A 17,468-nucleotide genomic window follows, 5' to 3' on the forward strand; every position below is an offset into this window, starting at 1 on the left:
CGCTGAAATTAGCGCTGTTCAATTGGAATATATGTTTGTTTAGCCGGTCCTACATATTCAGCACGTGGACGGATTAATCGGTTGTCACTGTATTGCTCTAGAATGTGAGCTAACCAACCTGATGCACGGCTGACAGCGAAGATTGGCGTAAACAAGTCATGTTTGATCCCAAGACTATGGTAAACACTAGCAGAATAAAAATCAACATTTGGAAGCAATCCTTTTTCGCCAGTAACCATATCTTCAATCTTAATTGACATGTCATACCACTTAGATTCGCCTGTAATACCGGTTAAACGTTTAGACATTTCACGTAAGTGTTTCGCACGCGGGTCACCGTTTTTATATACTCGGTGTCCAAAGCCCATAATTTTTTCTTTATTATCAAATGCTTTGCGAATGTATGGTTCTACATTCTCAACTTGATCAATTTCCATCAGCATAGACATTACAGCTTCGTTCGCACCGCCGTGAAGAGGACCTTTAAGAGCGCCGATTGCCGCTGTAATTCCAGAATATACATCAGAAAGAGTAGCTACACATACACGTGCAGTAAACGTTGAAGCATTAAGCTCATGGTCAGCATGCAGAACAAGTGCTTTATTAAATGCATTTACTGCAATTTCGTCCGGCTCTTCACCATTTAGCATGTATAAGAAGTTTGCAGCAAACCCTAAATCCTTGCGAGGAGCAACTGGTTCTTTGCCTTCACGCACTCGAGAAAACGCTGTCACAATTGTTGGGATTTGTGCTTGGATCTTAAGCGCCTTTAGTCTGTTCGCTTCTTCTTCCATTACATCTGCACTTTCATCAAATAATGCGAGACTTGAAATAGCCGTACGAAGAGCAGCCATCGGATGAACTTCATTGATTGGATATGACTTCATCTGATCAATGATTGCTTGTGGAATTTCTGCATGATCAGCAAGCTCTTGAGTAAATGAACGTAATTCATCTTCTTTAGGAAGACGTCCATTCCAAAGCAGGTAAATTACCTCTTCAAAACTCGCATTATCTGCTAAATCGTCAATATCATACCCTTGATAGGTTAAGACGCTTTCAATAATTGAACTGACACTTGATGTCGTTGCAACAATTCCTTCTAGACCACGAGTTGTACTCACGTTAATCTCTCCTTTTCCCTAATTATCTTTTTTCATCTTTCGGTAAATGCTTACATTTCCAATTAAAAAAAGAAATGTGCGCTATGTAGGAAGGATGTACACAAGCACCATTATAAACATTTTTTACACTTTTGTGAACGTTTAAATAGTAATTAAATTGAATCATTTTAAAACTATCACTACATTTAGTATTCTGATAGTTTTAATCAGCAGCGGTCTTACCCGCCTAAATTTGAAAAGAATTGTACAACCCTCATCGCTAGATAAGCAATGCCCGCACCGATTAAGGGACCTACTGCGACTCCATTAAATAGGGCAACCGCCAAGATCGTACCAAACACCAATGCCGTTGTAATATGAGGATCATTTTTTAAAAGGTCAATTCCACTTGCTGCAATGAGTGCAACAAGAATGCCTGAGGCTAATGCAATCCACGCATAGGAAGACCGCACTGCTTCACCAAGTTGTTTAAAACCAATGTCACCTGTAACAATCGGCGTTAAAACCGCTATCGTTATAACAGTGACTCCTATATTAATCCCCTTTTGTTGGAAAATTGGAAATAATTTATCGCCAAGCCCTACCCATTTTATAATAAGCAAGAATCCAACAGCAACTAATAGAGATTGGTTTTTAGCAAGAAGGGCAACGGCAAGTAGAATCAGCATAAATAACGTTGCTTGTGAAAACAAGTTTGTACCCAACCTTCCTCCTTAGCAATTCTACTTTATCATATCATAGTTTTGAAAATTCCGCCATGTTTCACGCTTTTGCTACAAATTGGGAAATGTTTCATATGAAAAGAAAATAAAAACCACAGCTTTATATGCTGTGGTTATCGTCTAGACATAATTATAAAATTGCCATTTTTAATCATTTTATTAAAGATCGAGAGCAGGAAGCCTTTTGCAATCCCGCGAGTTGCTGGGATTAGCAGAAAGAAACCTATCGCATCTGTAATAAATCCCGGGGTTAAGAGAACAACTCCCCCAACTAAAATACAAATACCATCAAGCATTACACTGCTAGGCAGCTGACCTTGACTCGCTTGAAGCTGAGCTACTCGAATCGCTTGAAGCCCTTCTTTTTTGGCAAGCCATGCCCCGAGTACTCCTGTTAAAATGATAAGAGCAATGGTAGGCCACACACCGATCGTATTGCCAGATAGAATAAGAACGGCAATTTCTAGGGCAGGAACGATAATAATTAGTAATAAGAGGATTCTAAACATCGTTCTCTCCTTTATTTATAAGTCATGCACCCAAAACACATGTGATAAAAAAAGAGAGAAGGAAAAATCCCTTCTCCCTACATCTTATTATAATACACTTGCATGTCCTCTGTAAATGTCACCGCGTGCGCCGTCTACTGTAATCTCTTCACCATCTTTGAATAGATCAAGTGCATTAACCACACCAACAATCACAGGTGTGCTTAGACTTAAACCGACTACTGCAGCGTGAGACGTTAGACCGCCTTCTTCTGTAATAACAGCTGCTGCCTTTTCAAAGGCCGGGATCATGTCTTTATCTGTGCTGTACGTGACAAGAATAGAACCTTCTTTTACCTTTTCATTAGCTTCTTGCGCATTTTGAGCTACGACTACTTTACCTGAAGCTGAACGACGGCCAATCCCTTGACCTTTAGCCACAACTTCTCCAATTACATGTACTTTCATCAAGTTCGTCGTACCAGTTTCGCCTACAGGAACACCCGCCGTAATAACGACAAGATCTCCTTGACCAATTTGACCCGCTTGTACGGCCGTATTTACCGTTGTATCGAGCATTTCATCTGTTGTTTGAGCTGTTTGACCCATTAGCGGGAATACACCCCATACAAGGCTTAATGTGCGCATAACACGCTCATTGCTTGTCACCGCAATGATTGGAGACTCTGGACGGTATTTAGCTACGACACGAGCTGTGTAACCACTCTCTGTAGCTGTTAGTATAGCTGATGCATTCAAATTAAATGCAGCATGAGCTACAGACTGGCTGATTGCACTTGTAATCGAAGGACGCGTTTCCTTTGTATGCTTAGAAAGAATCGCTTGATAGTTTAGTGCTTGTTCTGTACGAGCAGCAATGTTGTTCATTGTCTGCACAGCTTCTACAGGATAATCACCTGCTGCTGTTTCCCCTGAAAGCATAATCGCATCTGTACCATCAAAAATAGCATTTGCGACATCACTCGCCTCAGCACGAGTCGGACGAGGATTGCGCTGCATAGAATCAAGCATTTGTGTAGCTGTAATAACAGGTTTTGCTACTGCATTACATTTTTTAATTAATTCTTTTTGTACAAGCGGAACTTCTTCTGCTGGGATTTCCACACCTAAATCTCCGCGAGCAACCATTAATCCATCAGACACTTCAAGGATTTCATCAATATTGTCGACACCTTCTTGGTTTTCAATCTTAGGGATAATCTGGATGTCAGTTGCTTGATTCTGCTCAAGAAGTTCACGAATCTCAAGCACATCCGATGCACGGCGTACAAATGAAGCGGCGATAAAGTCTACCCCTTGTTCAATACCAAATTTAATATCAGCCGTATCTTTTTCAGTGATACCAGGAAGCTTCACACTTACATTAGGGACGTTAACACCTTTTTTGTTTTTAAGAGTACCGCTATTTAAAACTTTTGTTTCAATTTCTTTCTCTCTAACTTCTACAACCTCTAATCCAATCAGGCCGTCATCAAGCAAGATTTTTGAACCCGGATGCACATCTTGAACAAGTCCAGGGTATGTAATCGAAATCTTCTCTGCATTGCCTACTACTTCTTCCATTGAGACAACAAGGCTTTGACCTGCTTTTAATTCAGCAACGCCGCCTTCTAGTGTCTGTGTGCGAATTTCAGGACCTTTCGTATCAAGTAAGATCGCTACTGTTTTGCCTGTGCGCTTACTCGCTTCACGGATGTTTTCAATTCTCGCACCGTGTTCTTCAAAATCACCGTGAGAAAAGTTTAATCTTGCAACGTTCATTCCAGCTTCTATTAATTCAACCAACGTATCAATCTGCTCACTCGCTGGACCAATCGTACATACAATTTTCGTTTTACGCATATTCTGCCTCCTGTAATTGCTGATCTACTATCTAGAATCTATTTTTTGGGGTTAAATGGAAAGTTCTTGTGAAAGCTTGTACATGTCAAGATCGACGGAGTGTGGCTGTGCTAGGACTTCATTGATGTCATGATGCACTAACTTATTATTTTGAATTCCTACCGTACGACCAGCTTCTCCCTCAAGCAGAAGATCGACAGCTTTCGCTCCTAAGCGGCTAGCAAGCACACGATCTGCCCCTGTTGGAGATCCGCCTCGCTGAATATGACCAAGAACGGTTACACGTGTTTCCATCTTTGTAGCATCACTAATACGTTTACCAAAGTCCATACCGCTGCCTGCACCCTCTGCAACGATAATGATACTGTGCTTCTTGCCGCGCTCTTGTCCACGTTCTAGACGACTGATGATTTGATTCATATCATAATCTGCTTCTGGAATAACAATCGTTTCTGCTCCATCAGCAAGCCCTGACCATAAAGCAAGGTCTCCAGCATGACGGCCCATTACTTCAATGACATAGGTACGCTCATGCGAAGTCGCCGTATCACGAATTTTATCAATGGCATCAATAACTGTATTCAGCGCAGTATCAAATCCGATTGTATAGTCGGTACCAGGGATATCATTATCAATCGTACCAGGAACACCAATCGTTGGGAAGCCATGTTCTGTCAGTTTTTGAGCACCACGGTAAGATCCGTCGCCGCCGATTACTACAAGCCCTTCAATCCCAAATTTCTTAAGTTGTTCAATTCCTTTTTTCTGTCCTTCCAGAGTTTTAAACTCTTCACAGCGTGCAGTGTAGAGCATTGTTCCGCCGCGATGAATAATATCACCTACTGAACCAAGCTCCATTTTACGAATATCACCAGCAATTAGTCCTGCATACCCGTAAGAGATTCCATACACTTCTAAATCATGATAGATTGCTTTACGGACCACCGCACGGATCGCGGCATTCATACCCGGTGAATCTCCACCACTTGTTAATACTCCAATTCGTTTCATGAATACTCCCTCCATCAAGCGACAAATTTATATATCTAAAAGAGACCTTAAATTGACAATCCCTTTTTTTACAAGGTGCCAAACCTACATTCTTCGTGCTTTCCACCTATTATCATGCTCTCATTTTAAAAAAATACCACTTAAATCAACTGAACACAATACAGATGCTTCCAAAACAAAAAGTGCTTTCTATAATCCAGAAAGCACTTTACCTTATTCTACGCCAATGGTATCGTTTACAAACGTAAATTGTCCGATTTTTTTGTATTTTTGATAACGTGTATTCACCAGCTCATCTTTTGATAATTTTTCCAAATCTTCTAGTGATTCATGCAGCAGTTGATCCATTGCTTCTGCTTGGCTTTTCACATCTCGGTGAGCCCCGCCTTTTGCTTCACGGATAATTCCATCGATGATTCCTAATTCTTTAAGATCAGGTGCTGTAATCTTCATCGTTTCAGCAGCTTTTTGGGCGAGAGACGCATCTTTCCATAGAAGCGCCGCTGCTCCTTCTGGTGAAATAACAGAGTAAGTAGAATTCTCGAGCATGAAAATACGATCTCCTACTCCAAGTGCCAATGCTCCGCCGCTTCCGCCTTCACCGATGACAATGCAAATCACAGGCACAGTCAAACCAGCCATTTCAAGCAAGTTTCTTGCAATCGCTTCACTTTGGCCTCTTTCCTCTGCTGCCATACCAGGGTATGCACCTTTTGTATCAATAAAGCACACAATTGGACGATTAAACTTTTCTGCTTGTTTCATCAAACGAAGCGCTTTGCGGTAGCCTTCAGGATGAGGCATTCCGAAATTTCGGCGAATATTTTCTTTCGTATCTTTTCCTCTTTGGTGTCCAATGACTGTAACTGGCTTCCCGTGATACTTTGCAATACCGCCGACAATAGCAGCATCATCTCCATATAAGCGGTCCCCATGCATTTCAAGGAAATCTGTAAATAAATGCTCAATGTAATCAAGGGTAGTTGGACGGTCGCTATGCCTTGCTATTTGAACACGTTCCCATGGCTGGAGATTGCCGTAAATATCTTTTTCTAATTGTTGAAGTCTTTTCTCAAGCTTCTCGATTTCATCACTTAAATCAATTTCTTTTTCACTTGTAAACGCTTTAAGTTCTGTAATCTTGTCTCTTAATTCAACAATCGGCTTTTCAAAACCTAGTTCACTTGCCATTTTCTACACCTCCTTATGCATGTTGATGAATATCTAATATAGTCGTAAGGACTTTTTTCATTTCTTTACGAGACACAACACGATCAAGCTGTCCATGTTTTAATAGGAATTCAGCAGTTTGGAAATCATCTGGAAGCTCCTGGCGAATCGTTTGTTCAATAATTCTTCTGCCGGCAAACCCAATTAACGCACCTGGTTCAGCAAAATTATAATCACCAAGAGAAGCAAAACTCGCCGATACCCCTCCAGTAGTTGGGTGCGTCATAATTGAAATAAACAAACCGCCATTACGATGTAGCTTTTGAAGGGCAGCGCTTGTTTTAGCCATTTGCATTAAGCTAAGTACACCTTCTTGCATACGAGCTCCACCTGAGGCTGAGAACAATAAGAAAGGATAGTCTTTTTCAATAGCCGCTTCGATCGCCCTTGTGATCTTCTCACCAACGACAGAACCCATGCTTCCCATACGAAAACGTGCATCCATTACTGCAATGACTGCAGGAAACCCATTAATGTCTCCCTCGCCAGTGACCACGGCTTCGTTTAGGTTTGTTTTTACTCGGTCCGCTTCAAGTTTTTCTTCATACGTTGGGAAATCAAGCGGATTCTTCCCAATCATACCTTTGTCGTATTCAACAAAGCTGCCTTCATCAAACAAGCTTTCCATTCTCTCATAAGCACTCATACGATGATGATGACCGCATGAAGCACATACATTTAGATTTTTCTTTAACTCTTTTGTATACATGATGGTACGACATGACGGACATTTCGTCATTAAGCCTTCTGGTACTTCTTGCTTTGCACGCTCTGACGGAATCGTTGCATATCGTTTCTTTTTAGTGAATAAATCCTTAAGCATCTCAGCACCTCACTAGCTTCGGAGCCATATTTTTTAGAGCATATGATCACTTGTCCTAAAATAGTACAACCTTATTAACTTATTTAAAAACGACTATTTTCCAGGTGATTGCGCAACGCATCGAGTGCATCTTCTAACCTCTGGTCAACTAACGCTTGATAAATGGCTTCATGTTCACAAATGGAAGCCTCAGGACGTCCTTCTCGTTTGAGAGATTCTCTGATTGCTACTTTGTTATACTCAACCAAAGAAACCCAGATGTTAAGCAGCAGCCTGTTCCCGCAAGCTTCTACAATTGTTTTATGAAACAAATAATCTTCATCAACCGGGAAATCACCATGCTCCCATTCTTCCCTAGACTGATCAATTAAAGACCTGAGTTTGAGAAGCGTCTCAGGAGTCATTCTTCCAAATGCTAAACGTGTCGCTTCTAGTTCTACAATTCGCCTAGTTTCAGTTAAATCCTGCTTAGCACTTTCCTCTTTTAATAAAAATGAAAGAATGATGTTCACAAGGCGGTGACTATTTGCTGGCTTTAAAAATGTCCCCTCTCCTCTTCTGGTTTCGATCAAATCTAATAATTCTAATGCCCGAAGAGCCTCACGCACAGAGGAGCGACCGACATTAAGCCGGTCGCTCAACTCGCGCTCTGAGGGGAGACGATCACCTTGTTTTAAATTATCCTCTTCCATAATCTCATTGATTTTATTAATAATCTCAATGTAGATTTTTGGCTGATGGAGTGACATGAGTCAACCTCTCCTCATTTTCAACTACCTTTTTAGTCTTGACCAATTACAGCAAGCTGACGAGTTTTTTCAGCAACTTGTTCAGGGTCAACTTTTAAACGCGCTACGCCTGTTTCCATCGCCGTTTTCGCCACTGCTGCAGCTACAGCTGGAGCTACACGCGGGTCAAATGGAGCTGGAATCACATAATCTGATGACAGGTCTGCTTCTGCTACTAAATCAGCAATAGCATATACCGCTGCTACTTTCATTTCTTCGTTAATATGTGTAGCACGAACATCCAGCGCTCCGCGGAAAATACCTGGGAATGCTAAAACGTTGTTTACTTGGTTCGGGAAGTCTGAACGTCCTGTTCCAATGACTTTTGCACCTGCAGCTTTAGCATTTTCAGGCATAATTTCTGGAACTGGGTTAGCCATTGCAAAAATAACAGGGTCTGCATTCATTGTTTGAATCATTTCTTCAGTTAAAGCACCAGCAACAGATACACCAATAAATACATCTGCTCCTTTAATTACATCCGAAAGACTGCCTTCAAGACGGTCACGATTAGTAAATTTAGCTACTTCAGCTTTCACATCGTTCATTCCGTGAGAGCGTCCATCAAAAATAGCACCTTTAGAGTCACACATAATAATGTCGCGGACACCCATACGCTGCATCAATTTAATGATGGCAATCCCAGCTGAACCAGCGCCATTTGCAACAACTTTAATCTCAGACATTTTCTTGCCTGTAATCTTTAACGCATTAATTAAACCAGCAAGCGTTACGATCGCTGTCCCATGTTGGTCGTCATGGAACACAGGGATATTTGCTTCTTTTTTAAGACGTTCTTCAATTTCAAAGCAGCTCGGTGCCGCGATATCTTCTAAGTTCACTCCGCCAAAAGTCGGCTCCATTAATTTCACTGTCTCAACAATCGTATCGACATCTGTTGAGCGCAGGCAAATAGGGAACGCATCTACGCCTGCGAAAGATTTAAATAGAACTGCTTTACCTTCCATAACAGGAAGTGAGGCTTCAGGACCAATATTTCCAAGTCCAAGCACCGCTGTACCGTTACTTACTACCGCAACCATATTACCTTTCATTGTATATTCATAAACGGATTCAACATCTTCAAAAATCTCTTTGCAAGGCTCTGCAACACCTGGTGAGTAAGCAAGGCTTAGATCCCGAGCATTTTTTACAGGCACCTTTGATTTTGATTCTAATTTCCCTTGGTTAGCGCGATGCATATGCAGCGCTTCCTCTCTTGTTGTTGGCACAACAGACACTCTCCTTTTAGTTCGGCAGCAAGACCGTTTTTTTTATTTTTATCACTTGTCCAATTTCATGATCGACAGAACAGAAAATTGGTCTGACCACCAAAATCATTCTTAATTATAAACAAAACTAAATCGATCAACAAGGGGGTAATTACTTGAAAGCCTTTACGAGCCCCTTATCTAAGACCGCTTATTCATATGGTTCATTTATCATATCGTGTAAACGGAAGATGCGTCATTTCAACACAACTTGCTCCCTGCCAAGCAGTTCCATTAAATGATTCATGCACTCTTCGCTAGGCCCCACCTCATAAACAGGCTGCATCTGTATTGTTTGTCTCTCCTTCTCCAAATAGGTAATGACTTTTGTAGCCCCTTCATCACCTATCAGCAGTTTCTTTACATCCGGCAGCAGCGATTGATCTTTTAATTTAAGGTATAACACCTTTTCTTTAGGAGCTGAAGCGACAATCGATTGAACAAGTACACTCCTTTTTAGGAGGAATTGAGGCTTGTCACGTGTATGATCAAATGACCCTTCCATGAAAAGAAGCTCATCTTCTCTTATCATCGTTCCGTATTGTTTCCACACATCTGGGAAAACAACCACTTCACAATGGCCAGATTCGTCTGCAGCCTCCAAAAAGGCCATTGGATCTCCTTTTTTTGTCGTGATTTTTTTCAAGCTAGACACCATGCCTGCAATTCTCAATCGTTTACGCTCTTGACCTTTTGGGTCTTGAATCATATCTGCGATTGGCACACGTTGATATTTAGCTAACACATCGCTTACTTGCTCTATCGGATGCCCCGATACATAGACACCAAGAGCTTCTTGTTCAAAAGAAAGCTTTTCTTGCAGAGATAAAGAGTCAACGTGTTCATACTGAGGGGTTTCAATATCTAACGTAAACAAGCCAGCCATTTCATCTTGGAAAGATAGTACTTTCTCAGCAAAAGAATACGCTTGATCAAGGTTATATAAGAGGGTCGCACGATCTTCCCCCCATTCATCCATGGCCCCAGCTTTGATTAAATTTTCAGTAGCGCGCCGATTAACGATGCGCTGATTAACTCTCACACAGTAATCAAATAAATCTTTATATGGCTCCTCTCTGGCTGTATCAATGATATGCTTTGCCGCCTGCACCCCTACATGACTAACCGGCAGAAGGCCAAAACGAACAGTGTGGCCATGATCTTCAAGAGTAAACAACAAACCACTTTTCGAGATACTTGGAGGCATGATGTCAATCTTCCTCTTTTTAGTCTCTTGAAGTAATTCCGTCAGCTTTTCTGGGGTATTCCATACACTCGATAGTAAAGCTGTATAAAAGGCAGTCGGAAAATGGGCTTTCAAATAGGCAAGTTGATAACTGATCATACTGTATGCAACAGCATGACTTCTATTAAACCCATAATTCGCAAATCGTTCGATGAGTTGAAATACTTTATTCGCTATGTCTTCGTTATATCCTTTTTCTTTGGCACCTTTTAGAAAATCTTCACGGCTTTTTTCTAAATCGGCTTTGTTTTTTTTACTAATTGCTCGTCTCAATAAGTCAGCATGGGCTAGTGAAAAGCCAGCCATTTTAACAGCAATTTGCATAATTTGTTCTTGATAAACAATGACGCCGTATGTTTTTCCAAGGATTGGAGTTAATTCCTCATGTATATCATTAATGGGGGCTTTCTTATGTTTTCCGTTAATATACACTTGAATATAATCCATCGGACCCGGCCGGTAGAGAGCATTCACTGCCACGATATCTTCAAATTCTGTCGGCATAAGAGAGCGCAGGACTCTTCTCATCCCCTGAGACTCTAGCTGAAATACTCCTGTTGTATCACCCTTCGCTAAAAGTTCATAGGCTTTCACATCATCCCAAGGAATGGAATGAATATCCACTCTTCTTCCTGATTCCTGTTCTATAATAGAAAGAACTCGCTCCAGCAAAGTTAAATTACGTAATCCGAGAAAATCAAATTTCACTAATCCAATTTCCTCTACAATACCCATCGTTGCTTGCGTCAACCGAACGGGTCCTTGCCCTTTTTGCAAAGCGACAAGCTCTGTTAATGGAACAGGACTTATAACGACACCTGCTGCGTGAGTAGACACATGTCTCATCAGACCTTCGATTGATTCTGCAATCGTGAGGAGTTTGTTTGCATCCTCTGAATCATTTCTTATTTGTTGTAACCCTCTCTCTTGTTCCATTGCTTTTTTAATTGTAATTCCAGGTGTTGAAGGGATGAGTTTCGCAACCTTTTCAATTAAAAAAGAGTCACAAGAGAGTGCCTTTCCTGTATCTCTTATCGCAGCCCTGGCTGCCAGCGTACCAAACGTAGCAATTTGCGCCACATGATCTGAGCCGTATTTCTCCTGTACATATTGAATAACCTCATCTCTTCTATGATCTGGGAAATCAATATCAATATCTGGGAGTGAAATTCGTTCAGGATTAAGAAATCGTTCAAATAAGAGATCGTATTTCAGCGGATTTACATCTGTTATATATAACACATAAGCTGTCAAAGACCCTGCAGCAGAACCTCGCCCCGGGCCTGTCATCATGTTTCGTTTTCTTGCATGTTGCATAAAATCTGCAACGATTAAAAAGTAATCATTGAATCCCATTTGGTCAATGACTGCTAATTCTTTTTCAAGCCTTCTTCTTACCTCATCTGTGATGGTGTGGTTGAACCTCTTGTTAGCACCCTCCAAGCATGCTTTTTTCAGCACTTCTTTTGCAGGCTCACTCTTTGTAAAAGGATAGGCAGGTAAATAACGCTGGTCTAAATCGATCGTAATGTTGCATTGTTCAACGATTTCTCCTAACCCGCTTAAAGCAGCAGGAACCAACGAAAATGATTGCTTTAACTCTTCTTTACTCTTTAAATAAAATGACCTTTCAGCGTGTCCCTCGTCCTCAAGGTGAATCGTTTTCCCCTCACGTATCGCTCTAACTGCCGCATACGCTTCATAATGCTCCTTACTTGTAAATCGAACAGGGTTAGACCCGCATAGTTTCAAGTTAAAGCGCGATGCAAATTGAGAAACCGCTTCCCAATGGTGACTTTCTCTATCAGGATGTCCAGCAAGGTCGATATACCAATCCTCTTTTTTGGAACGTGTGATCCAGCGCACACACCATTCTTTTGCTGCTTCTACATCTCCTGCCTTGATCAATTGATGCATCGGACTGTCATAAGGAATAATGATGATGCAATCATTAATACGCGAACGTAAGTCATCGGGTGCTAATCCAGCACGTAGGTTGTCCTCTGTTTGAAGAAGGGTCGAAATCTTTAATAAGCTCTTATATCCTGTGGTATTTTTAGCTAGCAGTCTTAATGAACCGCTGTGCTCATTGTCTTTAATAGGTATCTCTAAACCTATTACAGGCTTGATCCCCGTTTCCAAGCAGGCTTTATAAAAAGGGACGGCCGCAAACATATTCCCTTTGTCTGTTAATGCAAGCGCAGTGAAACCTGTCTCTTTTGCTTTACTCACCAGCTCCTTAATACGATTCGTCGAGGAAAGCAAACTGTATTCACTATAAACATTTGTATGAAGCAAGTTCACCGTTTCACCTTCTCTCTTTCTTAACGAACTAAAGCTCCTATATAATCTTGTTTCATTTATCTTCTTTATTATAGTACGCATTCGATTTAAGACACCATAGCTTTGCATTTTTATTTAACGATGTCTATTTTCTACTCATCTTGTCAGCCCATTCGTTTTTAGTAATTTAACCAGATCAAGCATAAAACGTATTCCTCATTTATATAGTATATAAAATGGTCAGGACAACCTGATAAAGGATGTGGGAAAGCAATATGGATCGTGACCTTCTCGCAAATTTAATTATTGATTATTTTGTCGCATTTGGTGTCATTGTCGGCGGTGCAATTATAGGTGGAATTGGAGCATTCCTAATTGGCAAGCCGCCTCTGTCGGTTATGTACAATTTAGCTGGCAGCTTAAAGATTTGGGCGATTGTCGCTGCAATTGGGGGAACCTTTGATGTCATTACAAATATTGAGCGCGGCCTGTTTAACGGGACACACGATGATATATATCGAACATTATTTCTTATCTTCGCTGCTCTATGCGGCGCACAAACCGGCACAAAATTAATTCAATGGATTGTTGGTGGTGAGCAATTGCCGTTATGAGAATCCCACCTTATTACAAACGACCGGGATGGCAGCGTTTTTTTGCAGGGATCGTGATTGGTGTATTAATTGGGTGGGTGTTCTTTCTCTATCAGTATGGCTTAATTTATGAAGAGCTGATGGTTAAATTATCAGAACAAGAAGTAACCATTCAAAGCCAAACAAAAACGATTGAAGAGCTGCGAAGCCAGCAAAAAGAGGAAAATGAAGAAAATGCACGTAAGTTAACGGTACAAAAAATTGAAATTCATTTCACCAATACTCAGCGGCTGCGCCTAAACCAATTAACGTTGTTTGAATTACAACAGCAAGCCATAGAAGAACTGGCTTTTCTTGAACGAAAGAACATTGCTTCTGTATCTGAAACAGAAGATTTAATGATCCGTACCATTGAAAACAAATTATTTGAAGTCGGGGATCACCGCTTTCAGTTGGAAATAGAACGGCTGCACCTTCATACAACGTTAAAAATCTATGCTAAAATCATCCCGCCTAGGTCATAACTTTAACAGTTTTGAGAACATTTCCGTATTTAACAACTAAACTTCCTTCTTTATTGTATACTGATAGTAATTCAACACGTCACTATATAAATATGAAGGAGGCTGTTAGTATGGATGTAACTGGTAAAGAAATGGTCCTAGATCGTAAGGCGATGGCTCAGAAAAAGGTCGACAAAATTAAAGCTGGTTTATCAGCATTTGCTGAGACGAAGGAAGTTTCTGAATTAATCCGAAAGCAATTAGCCAAAGAAGGCATTGCCGTTCATGAAGACGTAACTGAAGTGGGTTCATGGTTTATCCCAGGAGATAAGGGAGCAGCACAATCTTAATTTCTTTACACTTGATAACTAAAAAAGCGTGGAGTTGAACTCACACGCTTTTTTCATTTTTACATGCTAAAACCAGCTTTTGAATTACTTTATCAGTCTCTTCCCAAGAATATGCCGAAGCGCCAGCTGCCATCGGGTGTCCACCGCCTTGATGCTCTTGTGCAATGGTGTTGATAACCGGCCCTCGTGAACGGAGTCTTACACGAATTTTTTCATCGTCCTCTACAAAAAATACCCATGTTCTAAGACCTTCCACATCTGAGAAGCAATTGACTAATTGAGAGGATTCACTCGATGTAACGTCAAATTGTTCCATCACTTCTTTTGTAAGCTTCATAACACCTACCATTCCATCAACGATTTCAAAGTGCTGCAGCACATACCCCTCAAGTCTAGTAATCTTCAGGTCTCGTTTATGAAACTGGCTGTAAAATTGATTTTGATCAAAGCCCGCTTCAATCAATCGGCTCGTTAATTGCATCGTTTGCGGTGTAGTATTGTTATAGCGGAAACGCCCCGTATCGCCAACAATACCTGCATACAACAGAAGGGCAGCTTCAGAGTTAAGGATGAGCCCTCGCTCTTTTGCTGCATCAAGCAGCATTACGATCATTTCACTCGTTGAACTTGCATTTGTGTCGACCCATACGATATCTCCATACGGCTCTTCGTTCGGGTGATGATCAATTTTTATAAGGGTAGCGCCATTTATGTAGCGCTTATCACTTATTCGATCTGTGTTCGCTGTATCACATACAATCACAAGCGCCCCATTATACACATCGTCAAGAATATCATCCATTTCTCCTAAGAAGCTAAGTGACGGCTCCGTTTCCCCTACAGCATAAACAGTTTTATCAGGATAAGCCTGTGTTAATATTTCTTTAAGCCCTAATTGAGAGCCTAATGCATCTGGGTCAGGTCTTTCATGACGATGAATAATAATTGTTCCTGCTTTTTCTACTTCGTCTAGTATCTTATGTATGTAATTCATAGTACTCCTCTTTTCTGGTCATTAAGATTAAAATACAGCTTTCTTCCATCTCGCTCATCAATAAGACTTGATTAGACACGTTTATTAGACACGTTCATTATTCGCGTTCATTGTTCGTTCACTAGCAATTCACGTTAACTCACGCTACAATAAATATAGCATATAGGGGAGGAAGTTGTAGCATGGATAAAGTGATGACAATTATTATTGTCTTTTCTGCGGTCTTTTTTATTTATAATAAAGTTAAAACATGGAAAACTCCTGAAGGTCTTTTGAAACGTATTTACCAAACGAAGGCAAACATTTCGATCGGCTTTTTCTTGGTCGCAATCAGTATTAATCTATTGATCGCTCCGCGCAGTACGGTCGATGTGGTAGTAGGGATTGTGTTTCTTATTTTAGGTATAGCTAATGTTGTTTTAGGCTATAAAGCATACCGTCATTATATTCCGCAGCTAGATAATAAATAAATGCAAAAAGGCCAGGTAACATAACGTTTACCTGGCCTTTTGGTTTATTCAATTAATTGCGCCATCATAAGAGCCTTACCTACTATTTCTCCCTCATGAAACATCTCTACATCAATTTTACCGTGTTTACGGCCGATTTCTAGCACTCTAGGCTGAATCACAATACGACTTTCAATTTGAACAGGTTTTATGAAATATAACGTAATATTCTCAACAACCAGATCACCTTTTTTATATTTACGCATAATTCGGCTGCCAGCTTCTGTCACTAGAGTTGTCATAACTCCATATGAGATCGTACCTAGCTGATTGGTCATTTGCGGTGTCACTTCACACTCATACGCATAATCAGAATCTATCATCTGCTCTTCTATGCGGCTTGTAACCGTATCTTCAATCGTTTCACCCACATGAGGCTGCCGTTGAATCATCTGCAGCGCTTTTAATACGTCTTGACGGCTGATGACTCCAATTAAGCGGCGCTGGCTATCGATAACTGGCAATAACTCAATGCCTTCCCACACCATTACATGTGCAACAGATGCCACCGATGTCCGTTCATTTACTGTAATCGGATTTTTCGTCATAACCTTCTCGATCGGCGTTTGCTTTGTTGCCCCTAATACGTCTTTTGCAGCAACCATCCCTTGAATACGCATATGTTCATCAATAACAGGATATCTGCTGTGACCTGTCTTCGAATTCAACTCATGCCATTTTTCCACTGCATTTGCTGTTGTCATATAATACGTATCCTGCAGTGGAATGAGAATATCATCGACGAGGATAATCTCTTTTTTGATGAGTTGATCATAGATAGCCCGGTTAATCATCGCAGCCACTGTGAAGGTGTCATAACTTGTTGTGATGATAGGGAGGTTCAATTCATCAGCGAGCTGTATAACTTCTTCACTCGTATCAAAGCCGCCTGTTATTAATACAGCTGCCCCTGCTTCAAGGGCAAGCTTATGACCTTGATAACGATTTCCTACGATTAATAAATTTCCAGCCTCTACATAACGCATCATCGCATCTAACTTCATCGCCCCAATCACAAAACGGTTTAGGGTTTTATGAAGACCGTCTTTACCGCCTAGAACTTGTCCATCAACAATATTTACAATTTCAGCATATGTTAACTTTTCAATATTTTCTTTTTTCTTTTTTTCAATACGAATGGTTCCTACACGCTCAATCGTACTTACTAAACTTTGATTTTCAGCTTCTTTAATTGCACGATAAGCTGTCCCTTCGCTTACCTGAAGCGCTTTGGCAATTTGGCGGACTGAAATTTTCTCGCCTACTTCTAAATTTGAAATATATTCTAAAATTTGCTCATGCTTTGTAGCCATGATAGCCTCCACACATTCATTCTAATCAGCTGTACCAACATGTAATTGGGTAACTGTACTAGTCCTATTATACGGCTGATAGAATACAGTATCAAGGCTATCTTCATTATCCTCTTACTTTGACTTGCTTGCCTCTTGACACAGCTTGGCTCTTTTTCAGTTGAACAGGCCTGCTAAATTGTGATAACAGTCCGTAGATATTTCCGCCGATAACAAGAAAACTAAAGGCTAACCAGCTCCAAGCAAAAATTCCTGCCATGCCGCTTTCTTGAAAAGGGAGATACCCAAAACTGTAAATTAATAATGTACTAGCAACTAGTAGACTGATGATAAGTCTCTGTTTCAACAAAGTCCCTC

The 17,468-nt window shown here is 40.7% G+C and carries 17 protein-coding genes; 4 read left to right on the forward strand and 13 right to left on the reverse strand.

Features of this window, described 5'->3' with window-relative positions; genetic code table 11:
- Positions 1–8: 8 nt before the first annotated feature.
- From citZ to dnaE, 10 genes are all read right to left on the reverse strand, one after another.
- Positions 9–1,124 (reverse strand): citrate synthase, encoded by a 1,116-nt coding sequence (citZ, locus tag PQ478_RS17095; protein ID WP_075681432.1) that lies wholly within the window; start codon positions 1,122–1,124, stop codon positions 9–11.
- A 218-nt stretch (positions 1,125–1,342) separates the two neighbouring features.
- Positions 1,343–1,816 (reverse strand): DUF441 domain-containing protein, encoded by a 474-nt coding sequence (locus tag PQ478_RS17100; protein ID WP_012960017.1) that lies wholly within the window; start codon positions 1,814–1,816, stop codon positions 1,343–1,345.
- A gap of 143 nt (positions 1,817–1,959) precedes the next feature.
- A complete protein-coding gene (locus tag PQ478_RS17105) occupies positions 1,960–2,355 on the reverse strand; it encodes an FxsA family protein (RefSeq protein WP_075681434.1) in 396 nt (131 codons plus the stop codon).
- 87 nt (positions 2,356–2,442) lie between these two features.
- Positions 2,443–4,197, reverse strand: a complete 1,755-nt coding sequence (pyk, locus tag PQ478_RS17110; RefSeq protein ID WP_075681436.1) for a pyruvate kinase — start codon at positions 4,195–4,197, stop codon at positions 2,443–2,445.
- A gap of 51 nt (positions 4,198–4,248) precedes the next feature.
- Positions 4,249–5,208, reverse strand: coding sequence for a 6-phosphofructokinase (gene pfkA / locus PQ478_RS17115; RefSeq protein ID WP_022628835.1), 960 nt, complete (start codon positions 5,206–5,208; stop codon positions 4,249–4,251).
- Between the two features lie 213 nt (positions 5,209–5,421).
- On the reverse strand, positions 5,422–6,399 hold the full coding sequence (accA, locus tag PQ478_RS17120; protein ID WP_289234949.1) for an acetyl-CoA carboxylase carboxyl transferase subunit alpha: 978 nt from the start codon (positions 6,397–6,399) through the stop codon (positions 5,422–5,424).
- Between the two features lie 13 nt (positions 6,400–6,412).
- Positions 6,413–7,261, reverse strand: a complete 849-nt coding sequence (accD, locus tag PQ478_RS17125) for an acetyl-CoA carboxylase, carboxyltransferase subunit beta (RefSeq protein WP_289234950.1) — start codon at positions 7,259–7,261, stop codon at positions 6,413–6,415.
- An 83-nt stretch (positions 7,262–7,344) separates the two neighbouring features.
- Complete coding sequence (locus PQ478_RS17130) at positions 7,345–8,010, reverse strand: FadR/GntR family transcriptional regulator (protein ID WP_075681444.1); 666 nt, start codon at positions 8,008–8,010, stop codon at positions 7,345–7,347.
- Between the two features lie 32 nt (positions 8,011–8,042).
- A complete protein-coding gene (gene ystJ, locus PQ478_RS17135; RefSeq protein WP_075681446.1) occupies positions 8,043–9,281 on the reverse strand; it encodes an NADP-dependent malic enzyme in 1,239 nt (412 codons plus the stop codon).
- Positions 9,282–9,516: 235 nt separating this feature from the next.
- Entirely contained in the window at positions 9,517–12,870 is a 3,354-nt protein-coding gene (gene dnaE / locus PQ478_RS17140; RefSeq protein WP_289234951.1) for a DNA polymerase III subunit alpha, read from the reverse strand.
- A 254-nt stretch (positions 12,871–13,124) separates the two neighbouring features.
- On the opposite strand from dnaE, the gene ytrH reads away from it, so the two are divergent.
- From ytrH to PQ478_RS17155, 3 genes are all read left to right on the forward strand, one after another.
- On the forward strand, positions 13,125–13,463 hold the full coding sequence (gene ytrH / locus PQ478_RS17145) for a sporulation membrane protein YtrH (RefSeq protein WP_012960026.1): 339 nt from the start codon (positions 13,125–13,127) through the stop codon (positions 13,461–13,463).
- A complete protein-coding gene (gene ytrI, locus PQ478_RS17150) occupies positions 13,460–13,966 on the forward strand; it encodes a sporulation membrane protein YtrI (RefSeq protein WP_289234952.1) in 507 nt (168 codons plus the stop codon). The genes ytrH and ytrI overlap by 4 nt, the downstream gene beginning before the upstream one ends.
- A gap of 110 nt (positions 13,967–14,076) precedes the next feature.
- Positions 14,077–14,295: a YtzJ family protein gene (locus tag PQ478_RS17155; protein ID WP_083633357.1), complete on the forward strand. Its 219-nt coding sequence runs from the start codon at positions 14,077–14,079 to the stop codon at positions 14,293–14,295.
- A 40-nt stretch (positions 14,296–14,335) separates the two neighbouring features.
- Here PQ478_RS17155 and PQ478_RS17160 read toward each other — a convergent pair whose 3' ends face one another.
- Positions 14,336–15,289, reverse strand: coding sequence for a DHH family phosphoesterase (locus PQ478_RS17160; RefSeq protein ID WP_289234953.1), 954 nt, complete (start codon positions 15,287–15,289; stop codon positions 14,336–14,338).
- A gap of 182 nt (positions 15,290–15,471) precedes the next feature.
- Here PQ478_RS17160 and PQ478_RS17165 point away from each other — a divergent pair, with 182 nt between their 5' ends.
- On the forward strand, positions 15,472–15,759 hold the full coding sequence (locus PQ478_RS17165; protein WP_012960030.1) for a YtpI family protein: 288 nt from the start codon (positions 15,472–15,474) through the stop codon (positions 15,757–15,759).
- Between the two features lie 44 nt (positions 15,760–15,803).
- On the opposite strand, the gene PQ478_RS17170 is transcribed toward PQ478_RS17165, so the two are convergent.
- Both PQ478_RS17170 and PQ478_RS17175 read right to left on the reverse strand, forming a co-directional pair.
- Positions 15,804–17,111 (reverse strand): CBS domain-containing protein, encoded by a 1,308-nt coding sequence (locus tag PQ478_RS17170; protein ID WP_012960031.1) that lies wholly within the window; start codon positions 17,109–17,111, stop codon positions 15,804–15,806.
- Between the two features lie 106 nt (positions 17,112–17,217).
- Positions 17,218–17,457, reverse strand: coding sequence for a hypothetical protein (locus PQ478_RS17175; RefSeq protein ID WP_075681456.1), 240 nt, complete (start codon positions 17,455–17,457; stop codon positions 17,218–17,220).
- Positions 17,458–17,468: the final 11 nt, after the last annotated feature.

This window comes from Alkalihalophilus pseudofirmus (assembly GCF_029094545.1).
GTDB classification, from domain to species: Bacteria; Bacillota; Bacilli; order Bacillales; family Bacillaceae_D; genus Alkalihalophilus; species Alkalihalophilus pseudofirmus.